The sequence below is a fragment of the Vibrio sp. vnigr-6D03 genome (assembly GCF_002835515.1).
GTDB lineage: Bacteria > Pseudomonadota > Gammaproteobacteria > Enterobacterales > Vibrionaceae > Vibrio > Vibrio penaeicida.
Genome location: NZ_PIZL01000008.1, coordinates 113,741 through 136,685, shown reverse-complemented (window position 1 = coordinate 136,685; position 22,945 = coordinate 113,741). Strand labels below are relative to the sequence as shown.

22 protein-coding genes are annotated in these 22,945 nt (G+C 43.3%); 9 read left to right on the top strand and 13 right to left on the bottom strand.

Translation table 11 applies throughout. The features are described 5' to 3' along the window. Positions 1-888: 888 nt before the first annotated feature. From rluB to CW749_RS07375, 3 genes are all read right to left on the bottom strand, one after another. Positions 889-1,815, bottom strand: coding sequence for a 23S rRNA pseudouridine(2605) synthase RluB (rluB, locus tag CW749_RS07385; protein ID WP_101111385.1), 927 nt, complete (start codon positions 1,813-1,815; stop codon positions 889-891). A gap of 128 nt (positions 1,816-1,943) precedes the next feature. Further along, positions 1,944-2,564, bottom strand: coding sequence for an L-threonylcarbamoyladenylate synthase (locus CW749_RS07380; RefSeq protein ID WP_101111384.1), 621 nt, complete (start codon positions 2,562-2,564; stop codon positions 1,944-1,946). Then, positions 2,564-3,439, bottom strand: coding sequence for a PHP domain-containing protein (locus CW749_RS07375; protein ID WP_101111383.1), 876 nt, complete (start codon positions 3,437-3,439; stop codon positions 2,564-2,566). Before CW749_RS07375 ends, CW749_RS07380 begins: the two co-directional genes overlap by 1 nt. A 390-nt stretch (positions 3,440-3,829) precedes the next feature. On the opposite strand from CW749_RS07375, the gene CW749_RS07370 reads away from it, so the two are divergent. From CW749_RS07370 to CW749_RS28575, 8 genes are all read left to right on the top strand, one after another. Then, positions 3,830-5,395, top strand: coding sequence for an anthranilate synthase component 1 (locus tag CW749_RS07370; RefSeq protein WP_180958345.1), 1,566 nt, complete (start codon positions 3,830-3,832; stop codon positions 5,393-5,395). 5 nt (positions 5,396-5,400) lie between these two features. Beyond that, positions 5,401-5,979, top strand: a complete 579-nt coding sequence (locus CW749_RS07365; protein ID WP_101111381.1) for an aminodeoxychorismate/anthranilate synthase component II — start codon at positions 5,401-5,403, stop codon at positions 5,977-5,979. 69 nt (positions 5,980-6,048) lie between these two features. After that, on the top strand, positions 6,049-7,047 hold the full coding sequence (gene trpD / locus CW749_RS07360) for an anthranilate phosphoribosyltransferase (RefSeq protein WP_101111380.1): 999 nt from the start codon (positions 6,049-6,051) through the stop codon (positions 7,045-7,047). Positions 7,048-7,052: 5 nt separating this feature from the next. Further along, positions 7,053-8,450: a bifunctional indole-3-glycerol-phosphate synthase TrpC/phosphoribosylanthranilate isomerase TrpF gene (gene trpCF / locus CW749_RS07355; protein WP_101111379.1), complete on the top strand. Its 1,398-nt coding sequence runs from the start codon at positions 7,053-7,055 to the stop codon at positions 8,448-8,450. A gap of 38 nt (positions 8,451-8,488) precedes the next feature. Continuing rightward, positions 8,489-9,679 (top strand): tryptophan synthase subunit beta, encoded by a 1,191-nt coding sequence (trpB, locus tag CW749_RS07350; protein WP_101111378.1) that lies wholly within the window; start codon positions 8,489-8,491, stop codon positions 9,677-9,679. Further along, complete coding sequence (gene trpA, locus CW749_RS07345) at positions 9,679-10,485, top strand: tryptophan synthase subunit alpha (RefSeq protein ID WP_101111377.1); 807 nt, start codon at positions 9,679-9,681, stop codon at positions 10,483-10,485. Before trpB ends, trpA begins: the two co-directional genes overlap by 1 nt. A 352-nt stretch (positions 10,486-10,837) precedes the next feature. Beyond that, positions 10,838-12,097 carry a dicarboxylate/amino acid:cation symporter gene (locus CW749_RS07340; protein ID WP_101111403.1) on the top strand — a complete coding sequence of 420 codons (1,260 nt, stop codon included), beginning with the start codon at positions 10,838-10,840 and terminating at the stop codon, positions 12,095-12,097. 291 nt (positions 12,098-12,388) lie between these two features. Next, positions 12,389-13,339 carry an acyltransferase family protein gene (locus CW749_RS28575; RefSeq protein ID WP_101111376.1) on the top strand — a complete coding sequence of 317 codons (951 nt, stop codon included), beginning with the start codon at positions 12,389-12,391 and terminating at the stop codon, positions 13,337-13,339. 110 nt (positions 13,340-13,449) lie between these two features. Here the strand turns inward: CW749_RS28575 and CW749_RS07330 are convergent, their stop codons facing one another. The 5 genes from CW749_RS07330 to CW749_RS07310 all read right to left on the bottom strand — a co-directional run bounded on the left by CW749_RS07330 (position 13,450) and on the right by CW749_RS07310 (position 16,469). Beyond that, positions 13,450-13,926 carry a helix-turn-helix domain-containing protein gene (locus CW749_RS07330; RefSeq protein WP_101111375.1) on the bottom strand — a complete coding sequence of 159 codons (477 nt, stop codon included), beginning with the start codon at positions 13,924-13,926 and terminating at the stop codon, positions 13,450-13,452. A gap of 227 nt (positions 13,927-14,153) precedes the next feature. Then, positions 14,154-14,951, bottom strand: a complete 798-nt coding sequence (locus CW749_RS07325; protein WP_101111374.1) for an alpha/beta hydrolase — start codon at positions 14,949-14,951, stop codon at positions 14,154-14,156. Between the two features lie 200 nt (positions 14,952-15,151). After that, positions 15,152-15,547, bottom strand: coding sequence for a nuclear transport factor 2 family protein (locus tag CW749_RS07320; protein ID WP_101111373.1), 396 nt, complete (start codon positions 15,545-15,547; stop codon positions 15,152-15,154). A 58-nt stretch (positions 15,548-15,605) separates the two neighbouring features. Further along, positions 15,606-15,998, bottom strand: a complete 393-nt coding sequence (locus tag CW749_RS07315; protein WP_101111372.1) for a DUF6713 family protein — start codon at positions 15,996-15,998, stop codon at positions 15,606-15,608. Positions 15,999-16,016: 18 nt separating this feature from the next. Then, positions 16,017-16,469, bottom strand: coding sequence for an isoprenylcysteine carboxylmethyltransferase family protein (locus tag CW749_RS07310; protein WP_101111371.1), 453 nt, complete (start codon positions 16,467-16,469; stop codon positions 16,017-16,019). A gap of 193 nt (positions 16,470-16,662) precedes the next feature. On the opposite strand from CW749_RS07310, the gene CW749_RS07305 reads away from it, so the two are divergent. Next, a complete protein-coding gene (locus tag CW749_RS07305; protein ID WP_101111370.1) occupies positions 16,663-17,310 on the top strand; it encodes an amino-acid racemase in 648 nt (215 codons plus the stop codon). Positions 17,311-17,350: 40 nt separating this feature from the next. On the opposite strand, the gene CW749_RS07300 is transcribed toward CW749_RS07305, so the two are convergent. The 5 genes from CW749_RS07300 to CW749_RS07275 form a co-directional block, all read right to left on the bottom strand. Then, positions 17,351-17,752, bottom strand: a complete 402-nt coding sequence (locus CW749_RS07300; protein WP_101111369.1) for an MAPEG family protein — start codon at positions 17,750-17,752, stop codon at positions 17,351-17,353. A 453-nt stretch (positions 17,753-18,205) separates the two neighbouring features. Continuing rightward, positions 18,206-18,892 carry a hypothetical protein gene (locus CW749_RS07290; RefSeq protein ID WP_101111367.1) on the bottom strand — a complete coding sequence of 229 codons (687 nt, stop codon included), beginning with the start codon at positions 18,890-18,892 and terminating at the stop codon, positions 18,206-18,208. Between the two features lie 294 nt (positions 18,893-19,186). Further along, positions 19,187-19,408 carry a hypothetical protein gene (locus CW749_RS07285; protein ID WP_101111366.1) on the bottom strand — a complete coding sequence of 74 codons (222 nt, stop codon included), beginning with the start codon at positions 19,406-19,408 and terminating at the stop codon, positions 19,187-19,189. Positions 19,409-19,547: 139 nt separating this feature from the next. Continuing rightward, complete coding sequence (locus CW749_RS07280; RefSeq protein WP_101111365.1) at positions 19,548-20,732, bottom strand: lytic polysaccharide monooxygenase; 1,185 nt, start codon at positions 20,730-20,732, stop codon at positions 19,548-19,550. Positions 20,733-20,951: 219 nt separating this feature from the next. Continuing rightward, complete coding sequence (locus CW749_RS07275) at positions 20,952-22,388, bottom strand: PLP-dependent aminotransferase family protein (RefSeq protein ID WP_101111364.1); 1,437 nt, start codon at positions 22,386-22,388, stop codon at positions 20,952-20,954. Positions 22,389-22,945 lie beyond the last annotated feature (557 nt).

The following is a 22,945-nucleotide window of genomic DNA, read 5'->3' as shown; positions in this document are numbered from 1 at the left end:
ATTGGTCAAAATTCCATTTATTAAAAAAGGCGATATATGGCGAATAATCTCATATCATTAATTTTATAGATTATTTAGGAGCCTATATACCTGAACTCTAAAAATTAAATATATTAATATTTAATTTAGAATCTGGTTCTATTAAGTAATACAAAGGTATAAATCTGTCCACTTCAAATAAACTAAGCAAAGATAATGCAAACACTATATTAAGTTAATTATAAATAAAATATGCAGAGTTAATGATTGTTACATGTTGTTTTTCTAGATTAAAAGCCTTTCAACATAAATAGTTAACTCTATTAAGATTTAAATTAAAATCCATAAAAATCATAATATTGAACTAAGTATTATTTTTATAGTGACAATTGTAAATATAGTAAGGAGAAAACTTAACACTAGGTCGTTATTTTTTATTCACTTTTATTAAATAAAAATATAACAAAAATAGATTACTGAATATTGAATAATGATCTCATTCAGTTGAAATTAATAAAATAGTAGTTCCAGATTAATAAGACTGTGATTTTTTATTTTCAATCCTATCAGAAATCCATATTTTGATATGTTATCACATAACATTAAATGGAAATTACCCTTTATAATGGAAAACTATTTTAACTTGAAGTTCGTCCCCTCATTCTTGTCTGATTTATTTAAATATCCCCCTAACATCGATTTTTTAAATGGCAGTTTGGCTAGTGGGAATGTCGAGAGAAGATACGCACAATCACATGATGAGTACATACCTAAGCTACTGATGTGGATTGGAGAACGAATACTGGTAAGAACATCACTCTAAGCGTGATGCCCCTACTCTTCTGCATAAGGCTAGAAAAACAAAAGCCTCGCACAATGGCGAGGCTCTGAATAGAAAGCTGAAAGGTTTTAACCTTGGCGACGAGTCGATTTCGTAGGTTTTGCTGGCTTTCCTGGTTTACGGCGTTGATTGCTTCTGCCAGCTGGCTTGCTCACACGCTCTTCGTGGCGCTTAACTGCGCGTCGGATTTTCTGGCTACGTGAACGATCACGGTTGCGAGATGAGTTGTGTGGGTCAATCATTGAAGTGTTTTCTGGTTGAAGCTCTACCATCTCTCTCAAGTAGTTTACTTCTTTTAGTTCAAGCTCCATCCAACCGCCGCGAGGCAACTTCTTGTCTAAGAAGATATCACCATAACGAACACGCTTAAGTCGGCTTACAGTCGGCCCTTGAGATTCCCACAAACGGCGAACTTCACGGTTACGACCTTCATTGATTACGACGTAGAAAGTATGGTTCATACCTTCACCACCGGCGTAAACAACATCTTCAAAGCGAGCCATGCCATCTTCAAGCTTAACACCACGAACCAAGTTCTGGATCATTTTCTCGGTGACTTCACCGAACACACGAACAAGGTACTCACGATCTACCTGACGAGATGGGTGCATCAATCGATTTGCAAGCTCACCATCTGTGGTAAACAACAATAAGCCAGAGGTATTCGCATCAAGACGACCAACTGATACCCAGCGAGCCCCTTGAATTTTAGGCAAACGGTCAAATACCGTGCGGCGACCTTCAGGGTCGTGGCGAGTACAAAGCTCACCTTCCGGTTTGTAGTAGGCTAGTACACGACAAACCACTTCTTCCGATGCTTTTACAGATACGTTATGTCCGTCAATACGAACAACTGCATTCTCATCTTCCAAGCGTTCGCCAAGCTTAGCAACGATACCGTTCACGCTAACACGCCCAGCTTTGATTAACGCTTCAATCTCACGGCGTGAACCGTGACCAGCACGCGCTAAAATTTTCTGTAACTTTTCGCTCATTTATTTACCTATGTGTCGCCTTCACAGACGTCGAGTGCAAAATTTGATGCCACCAGTTTGATGGGCGCGTATTATCGCAGATATCCACCACAAAAATCTAGGGTCTGTTTCTCTTTCGAGATGATTTCTTACTCAAATGCAGCTGGATCGCCAGCACCGACACGAGCAATAACAGGGTCGCCTTCGCTAAAGTCAATCACCGTCGTGGGTTGCTCGCCTAAATAGCCACCATTTAGAATCACATCAACGGCATGTTCTAGCTTATCGCGAATGTCTTCAGGGTCCGACTCCGCTACGTCGCTGCCCGGTAAAATCAATGTCGTAGACATCAAAGGTTCACCTAGCGCTTCTAACAGCTCTAGCGCAATCACATTGTCTGGAACACGGATACCGATGGTTTTTTTCTTTGAGTTCATCAAGCGACGAGGTACTTCTTTCGTACCCTTAAAAATAAAGGTGAAAGGCCCAGGAGTATTACTTTTCAAAAGCCGGAATGCTGTATTGTCGACTCTGGCGTAAAGCGAAAGCTCCGATAAATCACGGCACAGCAAGGTAAAATTATGTTTATCGTCCAACTTTCGGATCCGACAGATGCGATCTAGCGCTTGTTTGTTTTCAAGCTGGCACCCAAGGGCATAGCCAGAATCAGTTGGGTACACAACAACACCACCATTGCGAATAATCGCAACAGATTGGGTAATTAAACGTGCTTGCGGGTTTTCAGGATGAATGTAAAAAAATTGGCTCATTAATCTTCCTCGCTTACGAGCTCTTCGTCTCTTGAGTGTGGGGTGAGGCCCCAGTCTTTCCATACTGGCTCAACACCAGAGGGCAGCCATAGATTTCTTCCCAGCTCCATCCACGGTGAAGGATAATGGAAGTCAGAACCTTGGGAAGCTAATAGTTTGTATTGTATAGCATAATCGGCAAGAGTGCGTCGTTCTTGTTGCGCTTGTTGTGGTTGAGCCACTTCCATAGCATCACCACCCGCTTCACAAAACGCAGTAATGAGGCGCTTTATCCATTTCGCGGTTAACTGATATCGACCCGGATGTGCCAGTACCGCCTGCCCTCCAGCTTGATGAATTGCATCTACGGCTTCAGAAATAGAACACCATGCAGGTGGAACATAGCCTGGATTGTTGCGTGTGAGATATTTTTTAAATACTTGCTGCATGGTTTTCGCATAGCCATTATCCACGAGCCATTTAGCAAAATGCGCTCGGGTAAGCGAAGCTTCTCCGGCTATGGCTTTTACCCCTTCTAGCACGCCTTCTTGTGTGACCTTTTCCAGCCTCTGCGCCATCAGCTCTGAGCGCTCAGTCCTTCTTTGCTTTTGTTCTTTGATCAACGTTTGGAGTGCTGGATGATCCGTATCTACACCAAGTCCAACAATATGAATGTCTTTGTTTTGCCAAACCGTTGATATCTCAATCCCATCAATCAACGTGAGTGGTAGATTATTTTCTCGAATGTACTCGTGCGCAATAGGTAAGCCGTCAACCGTATCGTGATCGGTAATCGCAAGAGTATGCAACCCAAATTCAAGGGCTCTGTCTATTAATTGTGATGGTGTCAGCCGTCCATCCGATGCGGTGGTATGGCTATGAAGATCTATTTTCATATTTATGCTTGACTTTTTTTCCTTGCACTAGTTAACTAGTACACAGTTTCAGATTACGCACTAAGGTTGCTCATGTTACAGGAATTTAACTCACAACATAACGACAAAGTAACAGCAGACAATGTTGTAGCAAGCTTAGTGGCTGCTTCAAACATAGTTGTTGCTTCGTGGTGGCGTGTGTGGTTAAAACCTACGCGGGCTATTGCATTAACCTGATTTATAGAATCTTGAAGAAATAGCCCGCTCACTGAGCGGGCTTTTTCGTTTTGTCGACTTACTCACATTCAACCGAACAATAATGCAGCAAAACAACGCTTTCCAAGATTGGGGCGAAGAGTTGAATATGCGAGTATGTATTTTGAGAAACGTGTTTAATCAAAAGGAGGTCTTGTGAATAAGGCCATAATGATAAAAGAGAAAGGACAAGTAACACTTCACCCAATGTCCGTGCCTTACAGCGAAGATCCTACACGCCTTTTTCAGGTGCTTTGCTCAGAAAAAACCAACAGCCTCTTACTTGAGTCTGCAGAGATTGATTCCAAAGAAAACCTAAGCAGTTGGTTGCTCGTTGATGCCGCTGTTCGAATTGTCTGTCGCGGTCACCAAGTGGTGTACGAAGCCCTAACAGAAAACGGTCGTCACCTGATTAAACGCCTTTCGACCAATTTACATCATGATGTTGAATATGCCTTAAGCGACGATAGCTTAGTTTTAGATTTCGAAGAACCTGATGCCAATTTAGATGAAGACAGCCGCTTACGTGAAGCCTCAAGCTTTGACGCGCTTCGTCTTGTGCAACACAGCTACGACCTCAAAAACAAAGATAAGCACACGATATTTATGGGTGGGTTGTTTGCGTATGACCACGTGGCAAACTTCGAACCACTTGGACATGCAGACGCCACTAACTCATGCCCTGACTACGTATTTTATGTAGCTGAAACCCTTATGGTAGTGGATCACCAAACTAGGCAATGCACGGTCCAAGCTACGCAATTTGATGGTGATAGCTCGACAGAACAAACATTAAAAGCACGATTAGCGGATATAGCCGAAAAAAGTCATGAGCCAGCACCGCTAAAAGATGCTCAAAAACTAGGTGACGTAAACGCCGTTCCAAGTATCTCTGATGAGGTATTCTGCCAAACCGTTACCGACTTGAAAGAATACGTGGTAAAAGGTGACGTCTTCCAAGTCGTTCCATCACGACGTTTTACGCTACCTTGTCCTTCGCCATTGGCTGCATACAAAGAACTGAAGCGCAGCAATCCAAGCCCTTACATGTTCTACATGCACGATGAGCTTTTCACTTTATTTGGTGCCTCTCCAGAGAGCGCTTTGAAATACGAAACCACCACCAATCAAGTGGAAATCTATCCTATTGCAGGAACACGCCCTCGTGGAAAAAGAGCAGATGGTGGCATCGACTTCGACCTCGATAGCCGTATTGAATTAGAACTGCGTACAGACATGAAAGAAAACGCCGAGCACATGATGCTGGTTGATTTAGCGCGTAATGACGTGGCTCGTATCTCCGAAGCGGGTACCAGACATGTTGCCGATTTACTGAAAGTCGACCGTTATAGCCACGTAATGCATCTAGTGTCACGCGTTGTAGGCCAACTGCGTGAAGATTTAGACGCACTGCATGCTTATCAAGCGTGCATGAACATGGGCACGCTAACTGGTGCACCAAAAATCCGCGCGATGCAACTTATACGGGATGTCGAGAAAGCACGCCGTGGTAGTTATGGTGGTGCCGTTGGATACCTGACCGGTGAAGGGGATTTAGATACCTGTATCGTTATTCGTTCCGCTTACATCGAAGATGGTATTGCACAAGTACAAGCAGGTGCAGGTGTGGTTTACGATTCTAACCCTCAAGCAGAAGCCGATGAAACTCGCGGTAAAGCGCAAGCGGTTATTTCAGCAATCCAAACAGCGCATAAGGAGTAAAGAAGATGGCGAACTTAGTATTTGTAGACAACTTTGACTCCTTCACTTACAACTTGGTGGATCAATTTCGATCGCTTGGTCATCACGTCACCATTTATCGCAATCATATTGCTGCCGCTGTCATAGAAGAAGCCATTAGCAGATTAGAAAGCCCAGTTGTTGTTTTATCACCGGGTCCGGGCGCACCTTCTGAAGCGGGATGCATGCCGGAATTAATCCAACGCCTGAAAGGTAAAGTACCAATGATAGGTATTTGCCTTGGTCATCAAGCGATTGTTGAAGCGTATGGCGGCACGGTCGCTGGCGCGGGTGACATCGTTCATGGAAAGGTGTCCATGATGGCGCATCAAAATCATGCGGCTTACCAAGGGCTGCCCTCTCCTATTGCGATTGCGAGATACCATTCTTTAGTCGCGACATCGGTACCAGAATCGCTGAAAATCACCGCGGAAGTCGACGGGCTTGTCATGTCCGTGGTAAATGAAGAAGATAAAGTCATTGGTTTTCAGTTCCACCCTGAATCTATCATGACCACGCAAGGCGCAAACTTGTTAGCAAATACCATTCACTGGGCACTGGCGTAGTAAGAATAAAAACAAATTACGGATACTCTGCCTTGCCGTCTAAGTCAGGGCAAAATGAAGGAAGAATTTATGGAACACATTATAAACAAGCTCTACGACCAGCAATCTCTGACCAAGGATGAAAGTCAGCAACTTTTTGATGCCATCATTAAAGGTGAAATGGACCCTATTCTATTGGCTGCTGTCCTTACGGCTTTGAAAATCAAAGGCGAAACGCCTAACGAAATCGCAGGAGCAGCTTCAGCACTACTGGAAAATGCCAACCCTTTCCCACGTCCAGATTATGACTTCGCTGATATTGTCGGCACTGGCGGTGACGGCTCTAACACCATAAACATCTCAACAACAGCGGCGTTTGTTGCGGCCGCGTGTGGTGTAAAAGTCGCAAAACATGGTAACCGAGGTGTTTCCAGCAAATCGGGCTCGTCTGACTTGCTAGACTCTTTCGGCATTAATCTCGCCATGAGCGCTGAAGATACGCGTAAAGCAGTGGATGATTTAGGTGTCGCGTTCCTATTTGCACCTCAATATCACGGTGGTGTGCGACACGCGATGCCTGTTCGCCAAACCATGAAAACGCGCACCATCTTCAATATTCTTGGTCCTCTAATCAACCCAGCTCGCCCAAACATCGAACTAATGGGTGTGTACGATGCAGCACTGGTGCGCCCTATCGCAGAAACGATGTTGCAAATGGGTATGAAGCGTGCAGCTGTCGTTCATGGCAGTGGCTTAGATGAAGTGGCAATCCACGGCGATACATTAGTTGCCGAAATCAAAGACGGTAAGATTGAAGAATATACGCTGTCCCCTGCTGATTTCGGTGTTAATACTCACCCATTAGAAGCCATTAAAGGTGGAGAGCCCGCTGAAAACCGTGCGATTATTACCGATATTTTGACGGGTAAAGGCACAGACGCTCAGCTGTCGGCGGTTGCAGTTAATGTTTCTTTACTACTGAAACTGTTTGGGAATGAAGATCTGAAGGCTAACACGCAAAAAGCTATTGATGCGATGAATTCTGGCAAAGCGTATGAACTCGTAAAACAATTGGCAGAGAGAGGCTAAACACAATGTCTGAACACATTACCAAGCACAACCGAGATATGGCTCAAGTGCTAGCAAAAATTGTTGATGACAAACACGTTTGGGTTGCCGAGCGTAAAAAATCTCAGCCTCTAGAGACATTTCAGTCTGCGCTAGTACCTTCTGACAGAAGCTTTTACGATGCGTTATCTCAAGATAAATCCGCGTTCATTTTAGAATGCAAAAAGGCGTCCCCTTCCAAAGGGCTCATTCGTGATGATTTCGATTTGGATTACATTGCCTCGGTTTACAACAACCATGCCAGCGCAATCTCTGTCTTAACGGATGAAAAATACTTTCAAGGTAATTTTGATTTCTTGCCTCAAGTAAAAAAGCAAGTTTCTCAGCCGGTATTGTGTAAAGACTTTATGATAGACGCCTATCAAGTCTATCTTGCACGTCATTACCAAGCTGACGCCATTTTGCTGATGCTTTCTGTACTGAACGACGACCAATACAAAGCGCTTGCAGAAGTCGCTGACAGCTTGAACCTTGGTATTCTGACCGAAGTCAGCAACGACGAAGAACTTGAAAGAGCCATTGCGCTAAAAGCGAAAGTGGTCGGCATCAACAACCGTAACTTGCGGGATTTATCCATCGATTTGAACCGAACAAAAGAGCTGGCACCTAAGTTACCAAAGGGTACGATTGTCATCTCTGAATCCGGTATTTATAACAACCAGCAAGTCCGCGATCTTGCAAAATATGCCGATGGTTTCTTGATCGGCAGTTCACTCATGTCTGAAGACAACCTTGAGCTTGCTGTTCGTCGAGTTTTACTGGGTGAAAACAAAGTCTGTGGGCTTACTCAAGCGGATGACGCTGCCAAGGTTTACCAATCTGGAGCAGTTTACGGCGGTCTGATCTTTGTTGAAAAATCGAAGCGATACGTCGATGCAGACAGAGCTCGCCGGATCATGAGTGGTGCACCGCTGCAATATGTGGGCGTTTTTCAAAATCATTCCGTACAAGATGTCGCTTCTATTGCTAATGGTTTGGGGCTTGCGGCTGTCCAACTTCATGGCGACGAAGACCAAGCATTTGTCGATACATTGAAAACAGCTCTTCCTGAACAATGCCAAATCTGGAAGGCATACGGTGTGACCGATAAAGCGCCTCAGCTTTTAGAACAACACATAAATCGACACCTATTAGATTCCAAAGTCGGGAATCAGTCCGGCGGTACAGGAGTCACATTTGATTGGTCGCTCATTGGTGAAGAAAAGAACGTCATGCTCGCTGGTGGGCTCTCGCCAGAAAACGTAAGAGACGCCGCGAATCTAGGTTGCCTTGGGTTGGATCTAAATTCTGGAGTAGAAAGTTCTCCGGGGCACAAAGATCAAACCAAGCTAACCGAAGCATTTAAAGAAATTAGACACTACTGATCACAAACGAAAAGCTCGTTTAAAGTTAAGGAATTATCATGGCAAAACTTGATGCCTACTTTGGAGAATATGGTGGTCAGTATGTACCACAAATCTTGGTGCCAGCACTTGAACAATTAGAACAAGCGTTTATTGATGCCCAAGAAGATCCCGATTTTCATGCCGAGTTTATGGGCTTACTGCAAGAATACGCAGGTCGTCCAACGGCTCTAACGCTGACTCGTAATTTAACGAAAGGGACAAAAACAAAACTGTACCTTAAGCGCGAAGACTTACTTCATGGCGGTGCACACAAAACCAACCAAGTACTCGGTCAAGCATTACTTGCCAAGCGCATGGGTAAGAACGAAATCATTGCAGAAACAGGCGCGGGTCAGCACGGTGTGGCAACAGCATTGGCTTGTGCGCTCCTTGGCTTGAAGTGCCGCGTTTACATGGGTGCAAAAGACGTAGAACGTCAAAGCCCTAACGTATTCCGTATGAAGCTAATGGGCGCAGAAGTGATTCCTGTACATTCAGGTAGCTCCACGCTTAAAGATGCATGTAATGAAGCGCTGCGTGACTGGTCAGCCTCTTACGAGACAGCACATTACCTTTTAGGTACAGCAGCGGGGCCTCACCCATTCCCAACCATTGTTCGTGAATTCCAACGCATGATTGGTGAAGAAACCAAAAATCAGATCCTTGCTAGAGAAGGTCGACTGCCAGACTCTGTCATTGCGTGTGTTGGCGGTGGTTCGAACGCCATTGGTATGTTTGCCGATTTCATAGAAGAAACCGATGTAGCACTTATTGGCGTAGAGCCAGCTGGTTTGGGTATTGATACTGACCAACATGGCGCGCCACTGAAACACGGTAAAACGGGCATCTTCTTTGGTATGAAAGCACCGTTAATGCAAGATAGCCACGGACAAGTGGAAGAGTCTTACTCTGTCTCGGCAGGTTTGGATTTCCCTTCAGTTGGTCCTCAGCATGCGCATTTGAACGCGACAGGTCGAGCGGAGTACGTTGCGATAAGCGATGATGAAGCATTGGAAGCCTTCCAAACTCTCGCTAGAAACGAAGGTATTATTCCTGCTTTGGAGTCCTCTCATGCGTTGGCTTACGCCTTGAAAATAGCACATGACAACCCAGAAAAAGAACAACTGCTGATTGTGAACTTATCAGGTCGTGGTGATAAAGACATTTTCACTGTTCACGATATTCTTGAGAAAAAAGGAGTGCTGTAATGGATCGTTATCAAGCTATGTTCGCCCGCTTGGCTGAAAAAAACCAAGGCGCATTTGTTCCTTTTGTCACCGTTGGCGATCCAAACCCAAAGCAATCTCTGAAAATCATGGAAACACTGGTCGAAGCAGGTGCCGATGCCCTTGAATTGGGCTTCCCGTTCTCCGATCCGCTGGCGGATGGTCCAACGATTCAAGGAGCGAATATCCGCGCTTTGGATTCAGGAACCACACCCGATATTTGTTTTGAAAGCATTGCGGCAATTCGCAAGCAGTACCCAGACTTGCCAATTGGTTTGTTAATGTACGCCAACTTGGTTTACGCCAACGGTATCGAAAGTTTCTACAAACGTTGCTCAGATGCTGGAATTGACTCTGTGCTGATCGCCGACGTACCAACAAATGAAAGCAAAGAGTTTGTAGAAGCGGCGCACAAATATGGTATTCATCCAATCTTTATTGCACCACCAACTGCATCAGATGAAACACTCCAACAAGTGTCTGAATTGGGTGGTGGCTACACCTACTTGCTTTCGCGTGCGGGCGTAACAGGTGCAGAAACAAAAGCGAATATGCCTGTCGGCGACATGTTGAGCAAACTTTCTCAATTTAATGCACCACCAGCATTACTAGGCTTCGGTATTTCAGAGCCAGCGCAAGTTAAAGAAGCGTTGGAATCAGGTGCGGCTGGGGCTATTTCTGGTTCTGCTGTTGTTAAGATCATAGAGGCAAACGTAAGTGACGAATCAGCTATGCTTACTTCGCTTGCAAGCTTTGTTGAGCCAATGAAAGCGGCAACACAAAAATAGTCAAACGAGCTCAAACCAATCCGCTCGGATCACTCTGGCTATAACACTCTATACATGAAACAAAAACGCAACATTTGTTCTAAATGTTGCGTTTATTTTACATAGCGTTTAATCATTTTTGTTTACCTACCTTGAACTCGAATAAACAACCTCTCACATATTCTTAGCAAACGATTGCTTTGCATGTTTATTCAAAAATTCACAGAACACCTATTTTTTCTAACTTATTCACCTAGGTTATATTGATCGCATTTCCAATTCAGTGTAAAAAGCCAAGCAAGATTTTCATCTATTTTTGATCATTAAGTTAGATGCAAAAACCATCATTGGCAATATATACAGCACAGAGGTTATGGAAGTGTTAAAAAATAAGGGTTTATTAAGCAATATTGGCGTTCAGGTCGTTATTGCTATGGTTCTAGGTACCGTTGTCGGAGCCTATATGGGAAGCTCTGCATCATTGTTTGCGCCTTTAGGCTCAATCTTTATTGCGTTGATTAAAATGCTAGTGATCCCATTGGTTGCAGTCGCGCTGATTTCAGGTGCAGCTGGACTAGGTGATAGCCATTCAGCAGGAAAAGTGGGTGTATTCACACTGGGCTTTTTTGCCGTTACCTCAGCACTGGCGGTGGCACTAGCATTGATAATGGGCTCCGTTTTTCAACCCGGTGTCGGCATTGATGTGTCTGGTGTCGAAAGTATGTTTTCAAACCAGTATGCCTCTAAAGGTGAGCTCCCTACTTTCTGGGCGACCATTATCGGCATGATCCCTACCAACGTTTTCCAATCTTTGAATGAAGCGAACATCCTTCAAATCTTGGTCTTTTGCCTTTTCTTCGGGATCGCGGTTTCAAAATTAGAGAAAGAAAAACGCACTCCACTTATCAATGGCGTCAACGCAATTGTTGATGCCATGGTTTGGATGATCAACTGCGTTATGAAAATTGCACCAATTGGTGTATTTGGCTTAATGGCAGATGCTGTGGGTACTTTCGGATTCAGTGCTCTGACTGTTGTGATTAAACTCTTCTTTGTATACGTTGCTGCCATTCTGATTTTTGGCTTTGTTGTATACCCAGCATTGGTTCATATCTTTACAAAAACCTCGGCGAAGAAATTTATCTCTGCAATGAAGAAACCTCAAGCCGTCGCGCTTTCTACGGCATCTTCAATGGCTACGTTGCCAGTTACGCTAGATACAGTAGAGCACGAGCTTAAGGTACGAAATTCCACGGCTTCTTTCGCTTTGCCGCTAGGTGCAACGATCAACATGAGCGGTAACGCCATTTACTACGGTCTTGTGGCTATTTTCTTTGCACAGTTATTCAATGTGGATCTTAGCCTTGCCTCGTACGCCGCTATCATCGTAACGGCAACGCTTGGTGCGGTAGGTCAAGCTGGTGTACCTGGTCCGTCTTTCCTTGTTGTTGCGGTTCTATTGGCTGCCGGTATCCCTATTGAAGGCTTGCCACTGTTGTTTGCCCTAGATCGTATCTTCGACATGATTCGTACAGCCCTGAACATTACAGGTGATGCTGCATGTGCGGTTATCGTGGATTCGCTTATCGACGAAGGTGAGAAGGCGAACGAAGCTAAAGCACAAAACGCATAATCTTCTTTTTTTTAGATAGTAGAGAGGGAAGCTTCGGCTTCCCTCTCTACCTTTAAGCGCTTTACTGTTTCTGTTGCTTATTCAGCATTCCTAAGAAAAGAGGCATATATATCAGATATTAGTAGACAAAAACCGAAACTGTATTTTTGAACATGAGCATCTAGTACTTTATTAAAACAAATGCAGTACAACTACATTAAATGAAACTTAATGATTATAAGCTAAAACTCATATAATCCCTAATGTGATTTTGTAGATCATAAACAACGTTTTTCGTTATTTAAGGGTTGTATGGTGTTTGTTCGCTATGACGTATCTTTGCTGCTTAGAGCTTTTTCCATTTTCGCGATAGTCGCAGGGCATTTTGATTTTGCTAACCTACTTGGAGGGGCTCTGTATCTGATCTGCTTGTCTGGGTTTAACTTCATTAAATTTACAGTACCAAAATTTAACTTAGGGACTTTTCACTCCAAAAATGAAGAAGTCGGTCACTGCCTAACGACCTACAGTCGATTTCTAATTAAGATCATAATTCCAACCTGCCTTTACCTTTTGTTGATCAATGTGTTGCTAGGTAGGTTTCACCCCTACAGCATATTATTGGTCAGTAATTACATCGGTCCCAGTTACGCCGATGGAGTAACCGTTTGGTTTATTGAAGTACTCATCCAGATATATATCCTGTTTGCTCTATTCCTGTTATTTGCCCCAATAAGAAGATGGATGAAAGCATCCCCTTACCTTCTATTCCTCTGTTTAACTATTGTCACTTATATCGTAAGTATGGTTAGCATGTGGAAGTTTGACACTTCTGACCTATTACACAGACTCCCACATTTAATGCTGTATCTTTTCTGCCTAGGGGCTCTTGTAGCAAACAGTAAAACAACAATACAAAAATCGCTTGCTTCGGTGTTAGTACTAGGTATCTGCACTCCAAACCTTATTTCAAGTTTTGGCGATAACATGACATTTCTATTTATCGCGATGCAAATCACAATATGGTTACCAGCAATACGTGTACCCGCACCACTAGGAAAGCTCATCACGCTTGTTGCAATGAGCTCCTTGTTCATATATTTGAGTCACTTTCAAGCAAAAAGCTTACTTGAAAAAGTAATACACAACCCATCTCCCGAACTTTCGGTAGTATTTGCATTACTGGTAGGAATTATTCTTAGTCATCTTTGGCGCTCAAGAGGAAAGGCCTTACAGCAATTCAATTTTGCTCGCTCAACATAAAGTGCAAGACGCCTAAATAAACTTGAACTTTAGTAATAGCTAATTAAAAAAGACAAGAAGGAAGCCGATTGGCTTCCTTCTTCTTAATTTTTGTTGTGTCCGTGTATTGTTTACTTCTTCATTCGCTTTTCGATTTCTCTTTTTTCCCAGTCATCACCGAAAAAATTAAGTAATTCAAAGGCACGAACTCCCTGCGATACAATGCCGATTCCCCAACCAAACGCTACCCACCAGGCCCACATGTATTCGGGGCTTGTCACTAGGTTTACGATAAATAAAAACCCAACAGTGACAACGTAAGATAGCAAGCTGGAATAAAACTTTTTCAAGCGTTTCACTTTTCTTGTTACTTGTACTTCTTCTGTATTGATACCTTCGTTTGTGACTGTTTCTACGTTTGTCATGGGTGTCTCCTGCTGTAAAGTTTTAATGTCTACTTCAAACACCGCTGCTAGTGATTTGAGAGATTCCATTCCTGGTTTGCTCCCCTGCTCTATCCTTTGGATGGTTCTCACACTCAACCCACTCATTTGAGACAGTTGTTCTTGCGACCATCCTCGATCATTTCTTAGAGCTTTCAAATTCATAGCAACGCCTTGTTGATGTGACTAACTTTACCCAAATTTAGACCTGACATTGAACGACACCTTGCCGACAAACACATGACAGTCTTTATTTTTCAACAATTTAGAATAAATCATACAGATGATAAATCAAGCATCTGTTTACAAAACTTGGAAGGGTATGGGGATATAAAAAGTACAGACACGTCCTTTTTAAGGTCACTGTTAAGCTACTTTAACTCCATTGCTTCTTACAGTGCTTTTTTAAAGATCGCTTGTACATGTTTGGCAATAAGGGGAATGTTTTGCCAAAGTACAAAATGCCCTTCATCTTGTACCCAAAAGAGTTTTGACGTTTTTGACGGAAGTTTTTTTATTGCAAAGGATGAGTTACCTGGGTCGGCAATGTCATCTTCTTCGCCGTGCACGATATGAATTGGCATTGTCAGTGGTTCCCAATTCTGGCTGGCAAGTTTTTCTAGTTCATCAGACAACGACATCATTTCAATATTAGATTGGTTCCACTCATCAGGAAGCAACCATTTCGCCAGTACGGTATCTGCAATGTAGTTGTACCATTTTGGGTGCTCTAACTCTGGGTCAAATGCAGGGGCGACCAATACCATCCCGTGCACTTTTTCTGGTGCGATTAGTGCCAGCTGCAACGCAATCGGACCACCGAGTGAATGACCAACGAGTATATTCGCTTTCTCGTTTGATAAGTAAGGGAGAATGGCTTGGGCTTGACGTCGAATAGAAGTTTCTGGTTCAGGGTTCGATGCGCCGAAACCCAACCTATCGATAGCCACTAAATCGGCTATGGATTGCAAATCAGGGAGATCTAAATACCCTAAATACCCTTCTTTGGAGCCAGGGGAGCCGTGTATAAACAATATTTGAGCATTGGAGTCGGCATTAAGGCGCTCAATCACGCCTAATGTATTTGGAATGGGATTAGGTACATCTGCTGTACGAAGCTGGGCAAACACAACTGCAGTGATAAACACAATGCTGAAAGCACTGCCCCAGATTTTCAATCTCTTCTTCACTTAACCCACCAGCCGTCTTACTAATCATTGCCCTAACAGAATAGGACCAATACAAGAAGCGCATCAATATTTCACGCTGTAAGATTTTATACTCAAGTGCTCTCAAGGCACTTGAGTATATTTTGCTACTGGATATAAAAGAACGCTGAAAACCTAAGTTTATTTCAGCCCATCAAGCTTAAAAAGATCTAGCCCGTCATTTATAGGCTTTTCACCCAATTCTTCCGCCATTCTGGTGCGTCGTAGTCATCGGGCCAATATTCTGTTTGCTTGGTGATTTTTCCGTTGAACACGGTGTGGAACGTTACCGCTTTTGCCACTTCTTTTCCATTCGTCACTGTCACATCACTCACCACTTGCGTTCCATCTTCTACTAAGGTGTTAATGGTAAACGACCATTTGCCATTAGATGGGTATTCAGAATTGATAGATGCAAAGTTCTCACGTCCAGAAATCAGCTCGTTAGATTGCGGCCAAGCACATTCAAAGTCTTCACTTAGCCATTGCTGCGCGACGGCATGGAAATCGTTTCCTGCCATTGCGTTCCAATAATTTGCGACAACTTGCTTGGGTGTGAGGTATGAAGTTTTTTTCACGTAGTATTCCTTTCATCGTTAATTGGGAATGCTCTACCACCCACAGGCAAACAGGTTGTTATTTGTGTACCACGGCTCCCTGTTTTTGCCCTGTCTGAAATATGAGGAAAGCAGCACTGCAAATAGTGCCGCCAAATATCCATAAATTAGACAAAAACGAATCGAATTCGTAATGTTCGTGAGTCATGAAAGCGGAGTGCAATATGCCATGAATAACGATGAATGTTGCTATAGCAGTTTGTACTTTTTCGATCTTACTCAGAAAATAAGTGGGCAACATAAACATCATAATGATAAAGAGAGGGATATGAGCAAGAACAAATAAGGTTTGCGCATATTCCTCCGGTATCCACACAGTGAGTGGTAAAACCAACCAAGCGTGATGCATCATGGCGTCAATTTCATGTGCCACAAAACAAAATATTCCTATAAAAAAGAGTGTGTTCTTCATTCTTACTTAACTATCAGATTAAATCCAACGACGTACCCTAGCTCGATATTCAGGGAATGCCTGTGGGAAAAGTTCTGCCAAGAACGCTTCTTCAGGCTTAATTTGGAAACGAGTGATGTAGCCTACAAACCCAATACAAAATAAGAATGCCAGCCAATTGTTTAAATAGAACCCAATGCCTATGAGCACCAGCAGCATACCGAGATACATTGGGTTACGCGTAAATTTATACACACCAGAAGTCACCAGTGTCGTTGTTTTATCGGTCAATGTTGGATGGAAAGTAGTACGAGCCATTCGAAAAGAAATCAGCCCTAGCATGGCGGTAGCTATGCCTGAGAGCACAAGCATTAGCGCAAAGAACGTGAAAATAAATGAGTCACTTATTGGAAACGTAGGCAAGAACCAAATGCCCAATCCGCAAACGGCTGCGACTATCGGAGGAGGTAACTTCAGTTCTAGCGCCCGCATCGACTTCCTTATGTTATTTTCGGATTAGCTCAAACCTACCGCAATCAATGCTTATTGAAAAGACTTTACTCAGTAACATAATAGAAATTGTGCTATTTCGCATAACAATTATGATATTTTGAATAATTCGTGTTACAAGCAATAGAACGGTAAGAGTCGCCCTTGGTAACTCAATAGACAACGGATTTCGAATGTGAAAAATATTGATATCGCTTTCTTGCACACTTCCCCTGTCCACATTGACACTTTTAACACGTTAATCCGGAAGCACGCTCCCAATTTAAAAACAACGTATTCTGTTCGTGAGGATATTCTCAAAGAAGCAACAGTAAACGGTGTGAACGCTAATGTAGCCAAATCAACCGAAGAAGAAATTCGAAAACTTGCCGCACAATCTAAACTGACTATCTGTACGTGCTCGACACTGGGTGGGGTCGTTGAAAAGGCCGCTCTCCTCCATGATTTAAACGCCATTCGAATTGATCGAGCCATGGCAGACGCTGCGATCAAATACGACAATGTCCTTGTTCTCGCAGCATTGGAAAGCACATTATTACCGACTGAAGAGTTAATGAATCAGTCCTGTTGTAACACTCTAGCAGTGCCAAATATAGAGTATCAACTGATTCCAAATGCGTGGGAATGTTTTATGAAGGGAGATTCCGAAGGTTATTTCGACCTTATTGCACGCACTCTATTAGCGAAAGAAGACCAATTCGACGCCATCGTGTTGGCGCAAGCTTCTATGGCTGGAGCGCTTTCAACAAAACCCTATTCCATTCCTGTATTAAGTAGCCCTGAATTGGGAATCGTCACCGCGATTCAAGACTACTTTAGCTAGGGTCTTGTTAACATCGAGAGTTTGCAGGCTTGATAATGGATTAGTACGCCATAACACCAAGCACAAATAGTGCTATTAAACTCACCGCGGTTCCCGCAAAGACAACACTCCGCGCAACTTTCCAGTTAACGTAATAACAAATCATATGCGCTACTCGCGATGCAAAATACACCCACGTGAACAAGTTTACCCAATACGGGGTTGCTGAGGATAAAACTGCAAAGATCGTAACAAGAATAAAGATGGCGACGCTTTCGTTTGAGTTCAGAAATGCGCGATTGACTCGAAACAGTAAGTTATCGTGGTCTGATATAATGTCATGACCGGGTTTGTGCTTTTTGACGATACCTATAATATCGGCGACTAAGAGTTGTAGAAATATGAGTGCGCCTGTCAATCCGAAAACCAACACTACGGATTGGTACTCAGCTATAAATGACATATGAATCTTCCTTGATATAAAATAAGTCGCTCTACCTTACTAAAGCTGCTTCAAAATACCAATTAAACCTTCTGATTCGCGTGCAATGTTGATGAATCAAAAACAACAAAGCGAAAAGTCGCTAAAACTTCCCAAAACTAGCACACAAAAAAGCCATCGCGGTGGCGATGGCTTAATACGAAACAGTTTTTAAAAGAGTACCCAGTATTACTGATTAAGACCTTCCTGATATTCCTCATAACTCATTCGAGAATCATCCATACAACGTTCGTACTCTAGTTTATCCGCAATACTCTGACACTGATTCTGCTGCGAAGATCTTGTACCGTAGTAACCTTGTGGTCCGGTACAGCCAGCTAGTACTACTACTGCAGTGAAGAGCGAGATTGTTGTTAAGAGCGAAGTTGTCGCTATTTTCATTATGAGTTCCCTATTCTGTTCCAGTCCGGGAATTTAGACCGCTTCCGTAATCTTTGGTTCGTTATCTTTTACAAAACTGTACACGCGGAATGTGTAGGCTGTGATCAAAACCAATAGAACAGAACTTATTGCTCCTACAAAGAAGTCGACAACCATGTTATCGATTTCTAACACGTTCAATAGAATTGAAATGAAATACGTTGGCATAGCCTGAAGTAACGCTACTAATAAATAGCCGCCCAAAATTGGCCATTGATGTTCTTTCGTCGCCGCCCAGCTTGATGACAATGCTTGGGTGTACGTTTTTTTCTCCAATACACAGTAAAACTCAGCCAAGCAAAGTCGACCAATTAAGTAGATACCGGGAATGATCAAGAGCATCATGCCGAATAAAATGGCTATGCCCATTAAAATGTACATAACGAGAAGCCTAACAAAAGCTTGGCTGCCAAAATTATAACATTGAGACGTGGTTAACGTGGCACCGTCGTAACGTGATTGGAATAATACGACCAAAGCCGCTTGGTAAAGAGGAAGGAGTACAAAAGGAATAAGACTTATCATGATTCCCTGAGCGTTGGACATATCTTCAAAGTCCACAGGATTTAAAGCGTAAAACAAATCCACAATCGCGATCACAGGTATCATGATCAAAAAAACACCTTGAATATGGCGCGCGTAGTAATTCCAAGATTCTTGAATGATCTTAAAGATGTCCATCGTATTCCCTAGCAAGTTAGCCTTGCCCAAAGCCTGTTATATAAATGCAGCCTAAAAATATAGTGTTTAAGGCAATCTTTCAAACATTTGTCGGCGATAACGCTTAGCAATCTCAAGATCTTAGCCTCTTGTAACCTCTCGTTACAAGATCCTGTGTATTTACTGGTGGAATAGACGTATCGGAAAATAAAAAAGCCCCGAGACAGGGGCAAAATACATAGTATGGCGTCAGCTGGAGCAACTCTACTGAATTACAGTTCTAGAGTTTCCGCGACTGACTAAGGAAGTAATGGATCAGGAGTTTTCGCCAACCGAATCTTCCGCTTTGCTTGCCGTTCGGACCGCAACGTAACAAATGACCACCATAAGTAGGGGAATGGCCGCTGCCGTCACTTCAACCCAAACGTAACCCATGAAACTTTTCGCTAAAATCAAATGACCAAATACAAGCATTAGTGCACATACGATAGCAACGATAATCAACTTAACCTCTTGTGAGGCTGAATGTTTTTTCATGGTTTGACTCCCCGATTGGACAGACTAATTTATGCCACAATAGTGCGTATTAGGGGTAGAACAGATCTTGCAAAAAGAAACCGAACAGTTGAGAAAGTAAACGCCTCCGAAGAGGCGTTACAGAAATGTTGTGATTAAATTAGCGCCAAGCACCCCACTTACCTGTGGTGCCCGGTTCTTCGCCTTTTGTCCACCATTGCGCAGTCCAACTACGACCTACATGGGATACAACCGTGCCTTTTTCATAAGCTTTGGTAGCAACCCACGCGTCATTGGCAGGAGGAGTTGGCGGCGTTGGGTCTACCGCTTTAATGAGTGAAAGTTGGTAAGAAGGCTCTGCATTGGGAGCATGAACTTTGTTCGCCAAAACATTGGAACTGTCATACATGTAATGGTTCATCTCGGAATGCCAGATACCAATAAACCACTTCCCTTTGTTTTGATCATTAATTTGAGCAGCAATCAAACCAGCCCAGTTCGATTGGTTGTTTGCTGTGATGGGTAATTGAATATCGTGAATTTCTTGACCAGTAGGACTAAATGTACGGAATCGTGCAGTATCCCCAACTTCTACCGGACCAAAATCAGGCGCTACAAAATAGCCAAGCTCAGTTAGGTTTTTCGCTGGAGGCGTTGGATCAACAGGTCCTGGATCTGGATTCGTACCACCGCCATTCAAACTAATGTCACTGCAGTTGTAAAAACCTTCACCGCCCGGGTCTTTGCGTTGCCAACGTGTGTAAAGTACGGCATCGCCAGTTCTTCCTTCTGGAATTTTTACTGTGAGTCGATACCTTCTATCAGGTCCAAGTACAACGTTATCGTTCCTCACCAGCATATCTAGATCAGACCAAGTTAACGGCGCATCCCCAGTGTACGAAGCGTTGGATAGATACACTTGCCAATACGATGGATCATGAGGCGTGTCAGCATAAAAGACCAGTTCAAACTCATTGTTCGCATCAAGTTGGACAGACGTTTTCTGCCAATGCGGTGACGCTACATCTAGGCCCGCTTTCGAGTTTGCACCTGCCGAACATAAGCTGCCATCTTGGATTACCGCTTTGACATGTGCCATGTCTCCGTAATTGGCAACGTTCGCAGCAATTTCATTTCTTTGTACGAAAGGAAAGGCTCCCGAAACATCGAATGCCGCCTGACACGCTTGGTTGGGAATCGCATCAACCCAAAAACCACCATCTAGATAACACGTATTTTGTCTCGCACTCGGAAATTCAACCCACCCATGCGCGTTGGCAAGGTTAGGCACCAAAGCCTGCGATAATCCTGCCAATGCGACAGAACAAATAGCCAGTTTATTCATTATTTCTCTCCGTTTAATATTCCTGAACATGCTCGCCTTGGCGTAAATGTCTACGCGAAGTGTTCAGCGAGCAATTTCAGATTAACAAAGCGAAAATAGGTCGGAGTTGAATGTAAGTTTATAAATGAAAAGGATTTGTTAAAACGATAAAGTGATTCCATAATCAATCGAACTCAGTGCAATCATTTCGGTTGTTTTGCGCTTGAATTCAAAGTGACTTTATCTGTTTTCACGCAGCATATCTGAAAGGATCGAGGCGAGGGTTTTTATTGCATTCCGTGTTGTCTCATCCCAGTCGAAAGAACAGTTCAAACGAATGTGATGACAAAAGTGCTGATCGGAACTAAACAGGGTTCCGGGAGCTATTCCAATTTTTTGTTGAAGTGCCTTTAAGTAAACTTCTTGCGCCTCTACTCTTGCTGGCAATTCTAGCCAAATGAAGTACCCTCCTTTCGGTTCCGTTACTTTAATCTCACTTGGTAGCCAATCTTTCAACCCTTTTAAAAAGGCGTTTTGGCGTTGTTGCAGGGTTCTTCTCAGCTTTCTTAAATGCGTGTCGTACCCACCCGATTGAAGATACTCAGCAATACCCATTTGAGTAGGAATGCTAGCCGAAAGCGTCGACATCAACTGCGCTCGTTGCAGAGCCTTTGCGTACTGACGATTGGCTACCCATCCAACCCGATAACCAGGCGCTAAACATTTGGAAAAAGAACCGCAGTGCAGGACTCGATGTTCAGAATCGAAATGTTTGGCAGGCAAAGGCTTGATTTGATCAAAATACAATTCGGAATACACATCGTCTTCAATGAGAGGAACATCATGCATCGCCAGCATATCGATTAACTGGCGCTTTTTCTCTGGAGACAATGAATGTCCAATCGGATTCTGAAAAGAAGTCATAAACCAACAGGCTTTGATTGGTAACGTAGACAGCGCTTCTTCAAACAATTCCAAGTTAATGCCAAACTTCGGGCAACTAGGGATCTCGACAACTTTCAATTGCAGCCGTTCAATAGCTTGCAACGCACCATAAAAAGTAGGCGATTCAACCGCAACCAAATCCCCAGGTTTCGTCAGAACTTGTAAACTTAAGTTCAGCGCTTCCATCGCTCCGGATGTCACCACAATATCGTCCGGTACAACATGAATGCCTTCAAGGTTATATCGCTGTGCAATACAGCGCCTCAGTGCATCGTTCCCCGGTGGTAAGTTGGTGACTGTAGAATGAGGTAGCATCTTTCGCCCACTGCTCGCTAGGTTTCTGGTGAGCACTTTAAAAGGAAATAATTCTGGGTCTGGAAACGCACTGCTTAACGGAACAATGTCGTTATCACGTGTTTGTTGAATAACATCAAACAATAAATCGTTAATGTTCACGCTATCTGATTGGTTGACAGATTCTCGAGTGCTAGGAAGAATGTGTTCAGGCTCTATAGGTGAGACTTTTCTTGGTGAGACATAGTATCCAGATTGTGGTCTAGCTGTAACCCAGCCTTGGCTTTCCAGCAGCTGATACGATTGCATAACAGTAGAGATACTAAAACCAGATGTTTTGCATGTCGCCCGCACTGATGGCAATTTGTCTCCAGCTCGCCAAACACCACTTTCTATCTGCGTTTTTATATCTTGTGCTAACTGCTCGTATCTCGTCATTCTATTGGGGCTTCCTTGGAGCTGTTATATCGAGCTCGAATAGTAGTCTCTCTTATTCGAATTTCCATCAAAACACTGATGTTCTATTTTCTATTTGTGAAGAGACGCACCGATTAGCCACATAGGCATCTCATACAAAGAAATGGGGCTGGATAAACGCACCATATGAAAGATAGTGCTTCTGTAACGTAGCTAGTTGGGTATGTATACCCAAGTGACCTCAAGATGCAGGATTCAGAGCCGCATATTCTGATTAAGTTCAAGGAAAAGAACGCAGTGGAATGACGAATCCTTTCCAAGTTTTTGACGATGAAATGAAGTAGAATATGGGCTCCCAAGGGCGAGTTAAACTGGTTTTCATACTGCGTTATCGATTCTTGATTTAGAACCACTAGATCTTCAATTCGATGCCTTGCCCGAAAACCAGTTCCCTATTCTTTGGTAGGGAAGCCGCTGAACCAAGCATCTTGAGGTTACTTGGGTATGGTAAACAAGAAAACTTTCGTATAACGTTCACAAGACGGTTCTGGCTCAGTTTGCTAGTTGTTTTAGCGAAT

Coding starts and splice junctions, on each gene's coding strand:
- rluB (WP_101111385.1), bottom strand. CDS start 1,815: ATGAGCGAAAAGTTACAGAAAATTTTAGCGCGTGCTGGTCACGGTTCA.
- CW749_RS07365 (WP_101111381.1), top strand. CDS start 5,401: ATGGCGAACTTAGTATTTGTAGACAACTTTGACTCCTTCACTTACAAC.
- CW749_RS07280 (WP_101111365.1), bottom strand. CDS start 20,732: ATGAATAAACTGGCTATTTGTTCTGTCGCATTGGCAGGATTATCGCAG.
- CW749_RS07310 (WP_101111371.1), bottom strand. CDS start 16,469: ATGCGGGCGCTAGAACTGAAGTTACCTCCTCCGATAGTCGCAGCCGTT.
- trpB (WP_101111378.1), top strand. CDS start 8,489: ATGGCAAAACTTGATGCCTACTTTGGAGAATATGGTGGTCAGTATGTA.
- CW749_RS07290 (WP_101111367.1), bottom strand. CDS start 18,892: ATGGACATCTTTAAGATCATTCAAGAATCTTGGAATTACTACGCGCGC.
- trpD (WP_101111380.1), top strand. CDS start 6,049: ATGGAACACATTATAAACAAGCTCTACGACCAGCAATCTCTGACCAAG.
- CW749_RS07300 (WP_101111369.1), bottom strand. CDS start 17,752: ATGTCATTTATAGCTGAGTACCAATCCGTAGTGTTGGTTTTCGGATTG.
- CW749_RS07380 (WP_101111384.1), bottom strand. CDS start 2,564: ATGAGCCAATTTTTTTACATTCATCCTGAAAACCCGCAAGCACGTTTA.
- trpA (WP_101111377.1), top strand. CDS start 9,679: ATGGATCGTTATCAAGCTATGTTCGCCCGCTTGGCTGAAAAAAACCAA.
- CW749_RS07275 (WP_101111364.1), bottom strand. CDS start 22,388: ATGACGAGATACGAGCAGTTAGCACAAGATATAAAAACGCAGATAGAA.
- CW749_RS07330 (WP_101111375.1), bottom strand. CDS start 13,926: ATGAATTTGAAAGCTCTAAGAAATGATCGAGGATGGTCGCAAGAACAA.
- trpCF (WP_101111379.1), top strand. CDS start 7,053: ATGTCTGAACACATTACCAAGCACAACCGAGATATGGCTCAAGTGCTA.
- CW749_RS07315 (WP_101111372.1), bottom strand. CDS start 15,998: ATGAAGAACACACTCTTTTTTATAGGAATATTTTGTTTTGTGGCACAT.
- CW749_RS07375 (WP_101111383.1), bottom strand. CDS start 3,439: ATGAAAATAGATCTTCATAGCCATACCACCGCATCGGATGGACGGCTG.
- CW749_RS28575 (WP_101111376.1), top strand. CDS start 12,389: ATGGTGTTTGTTCGCTATGACGTATCTTTGCTGCTTAGAGCTTTTTCC.
- CW749_RS07285 (WP_101111366.1), bottom strand. CDS start 19,408: ATGAAAAAACATTCAGCCTCACAAGAGGTTAAGTTGATTATCGTTGCT.
- CW749_RS07340 (WP_101111403.1), top strand. CDS start 10,838: ATGGAAGTGTTAAAAAATAAGGGTTTATTAAGCAATATTGGCGTTCAG.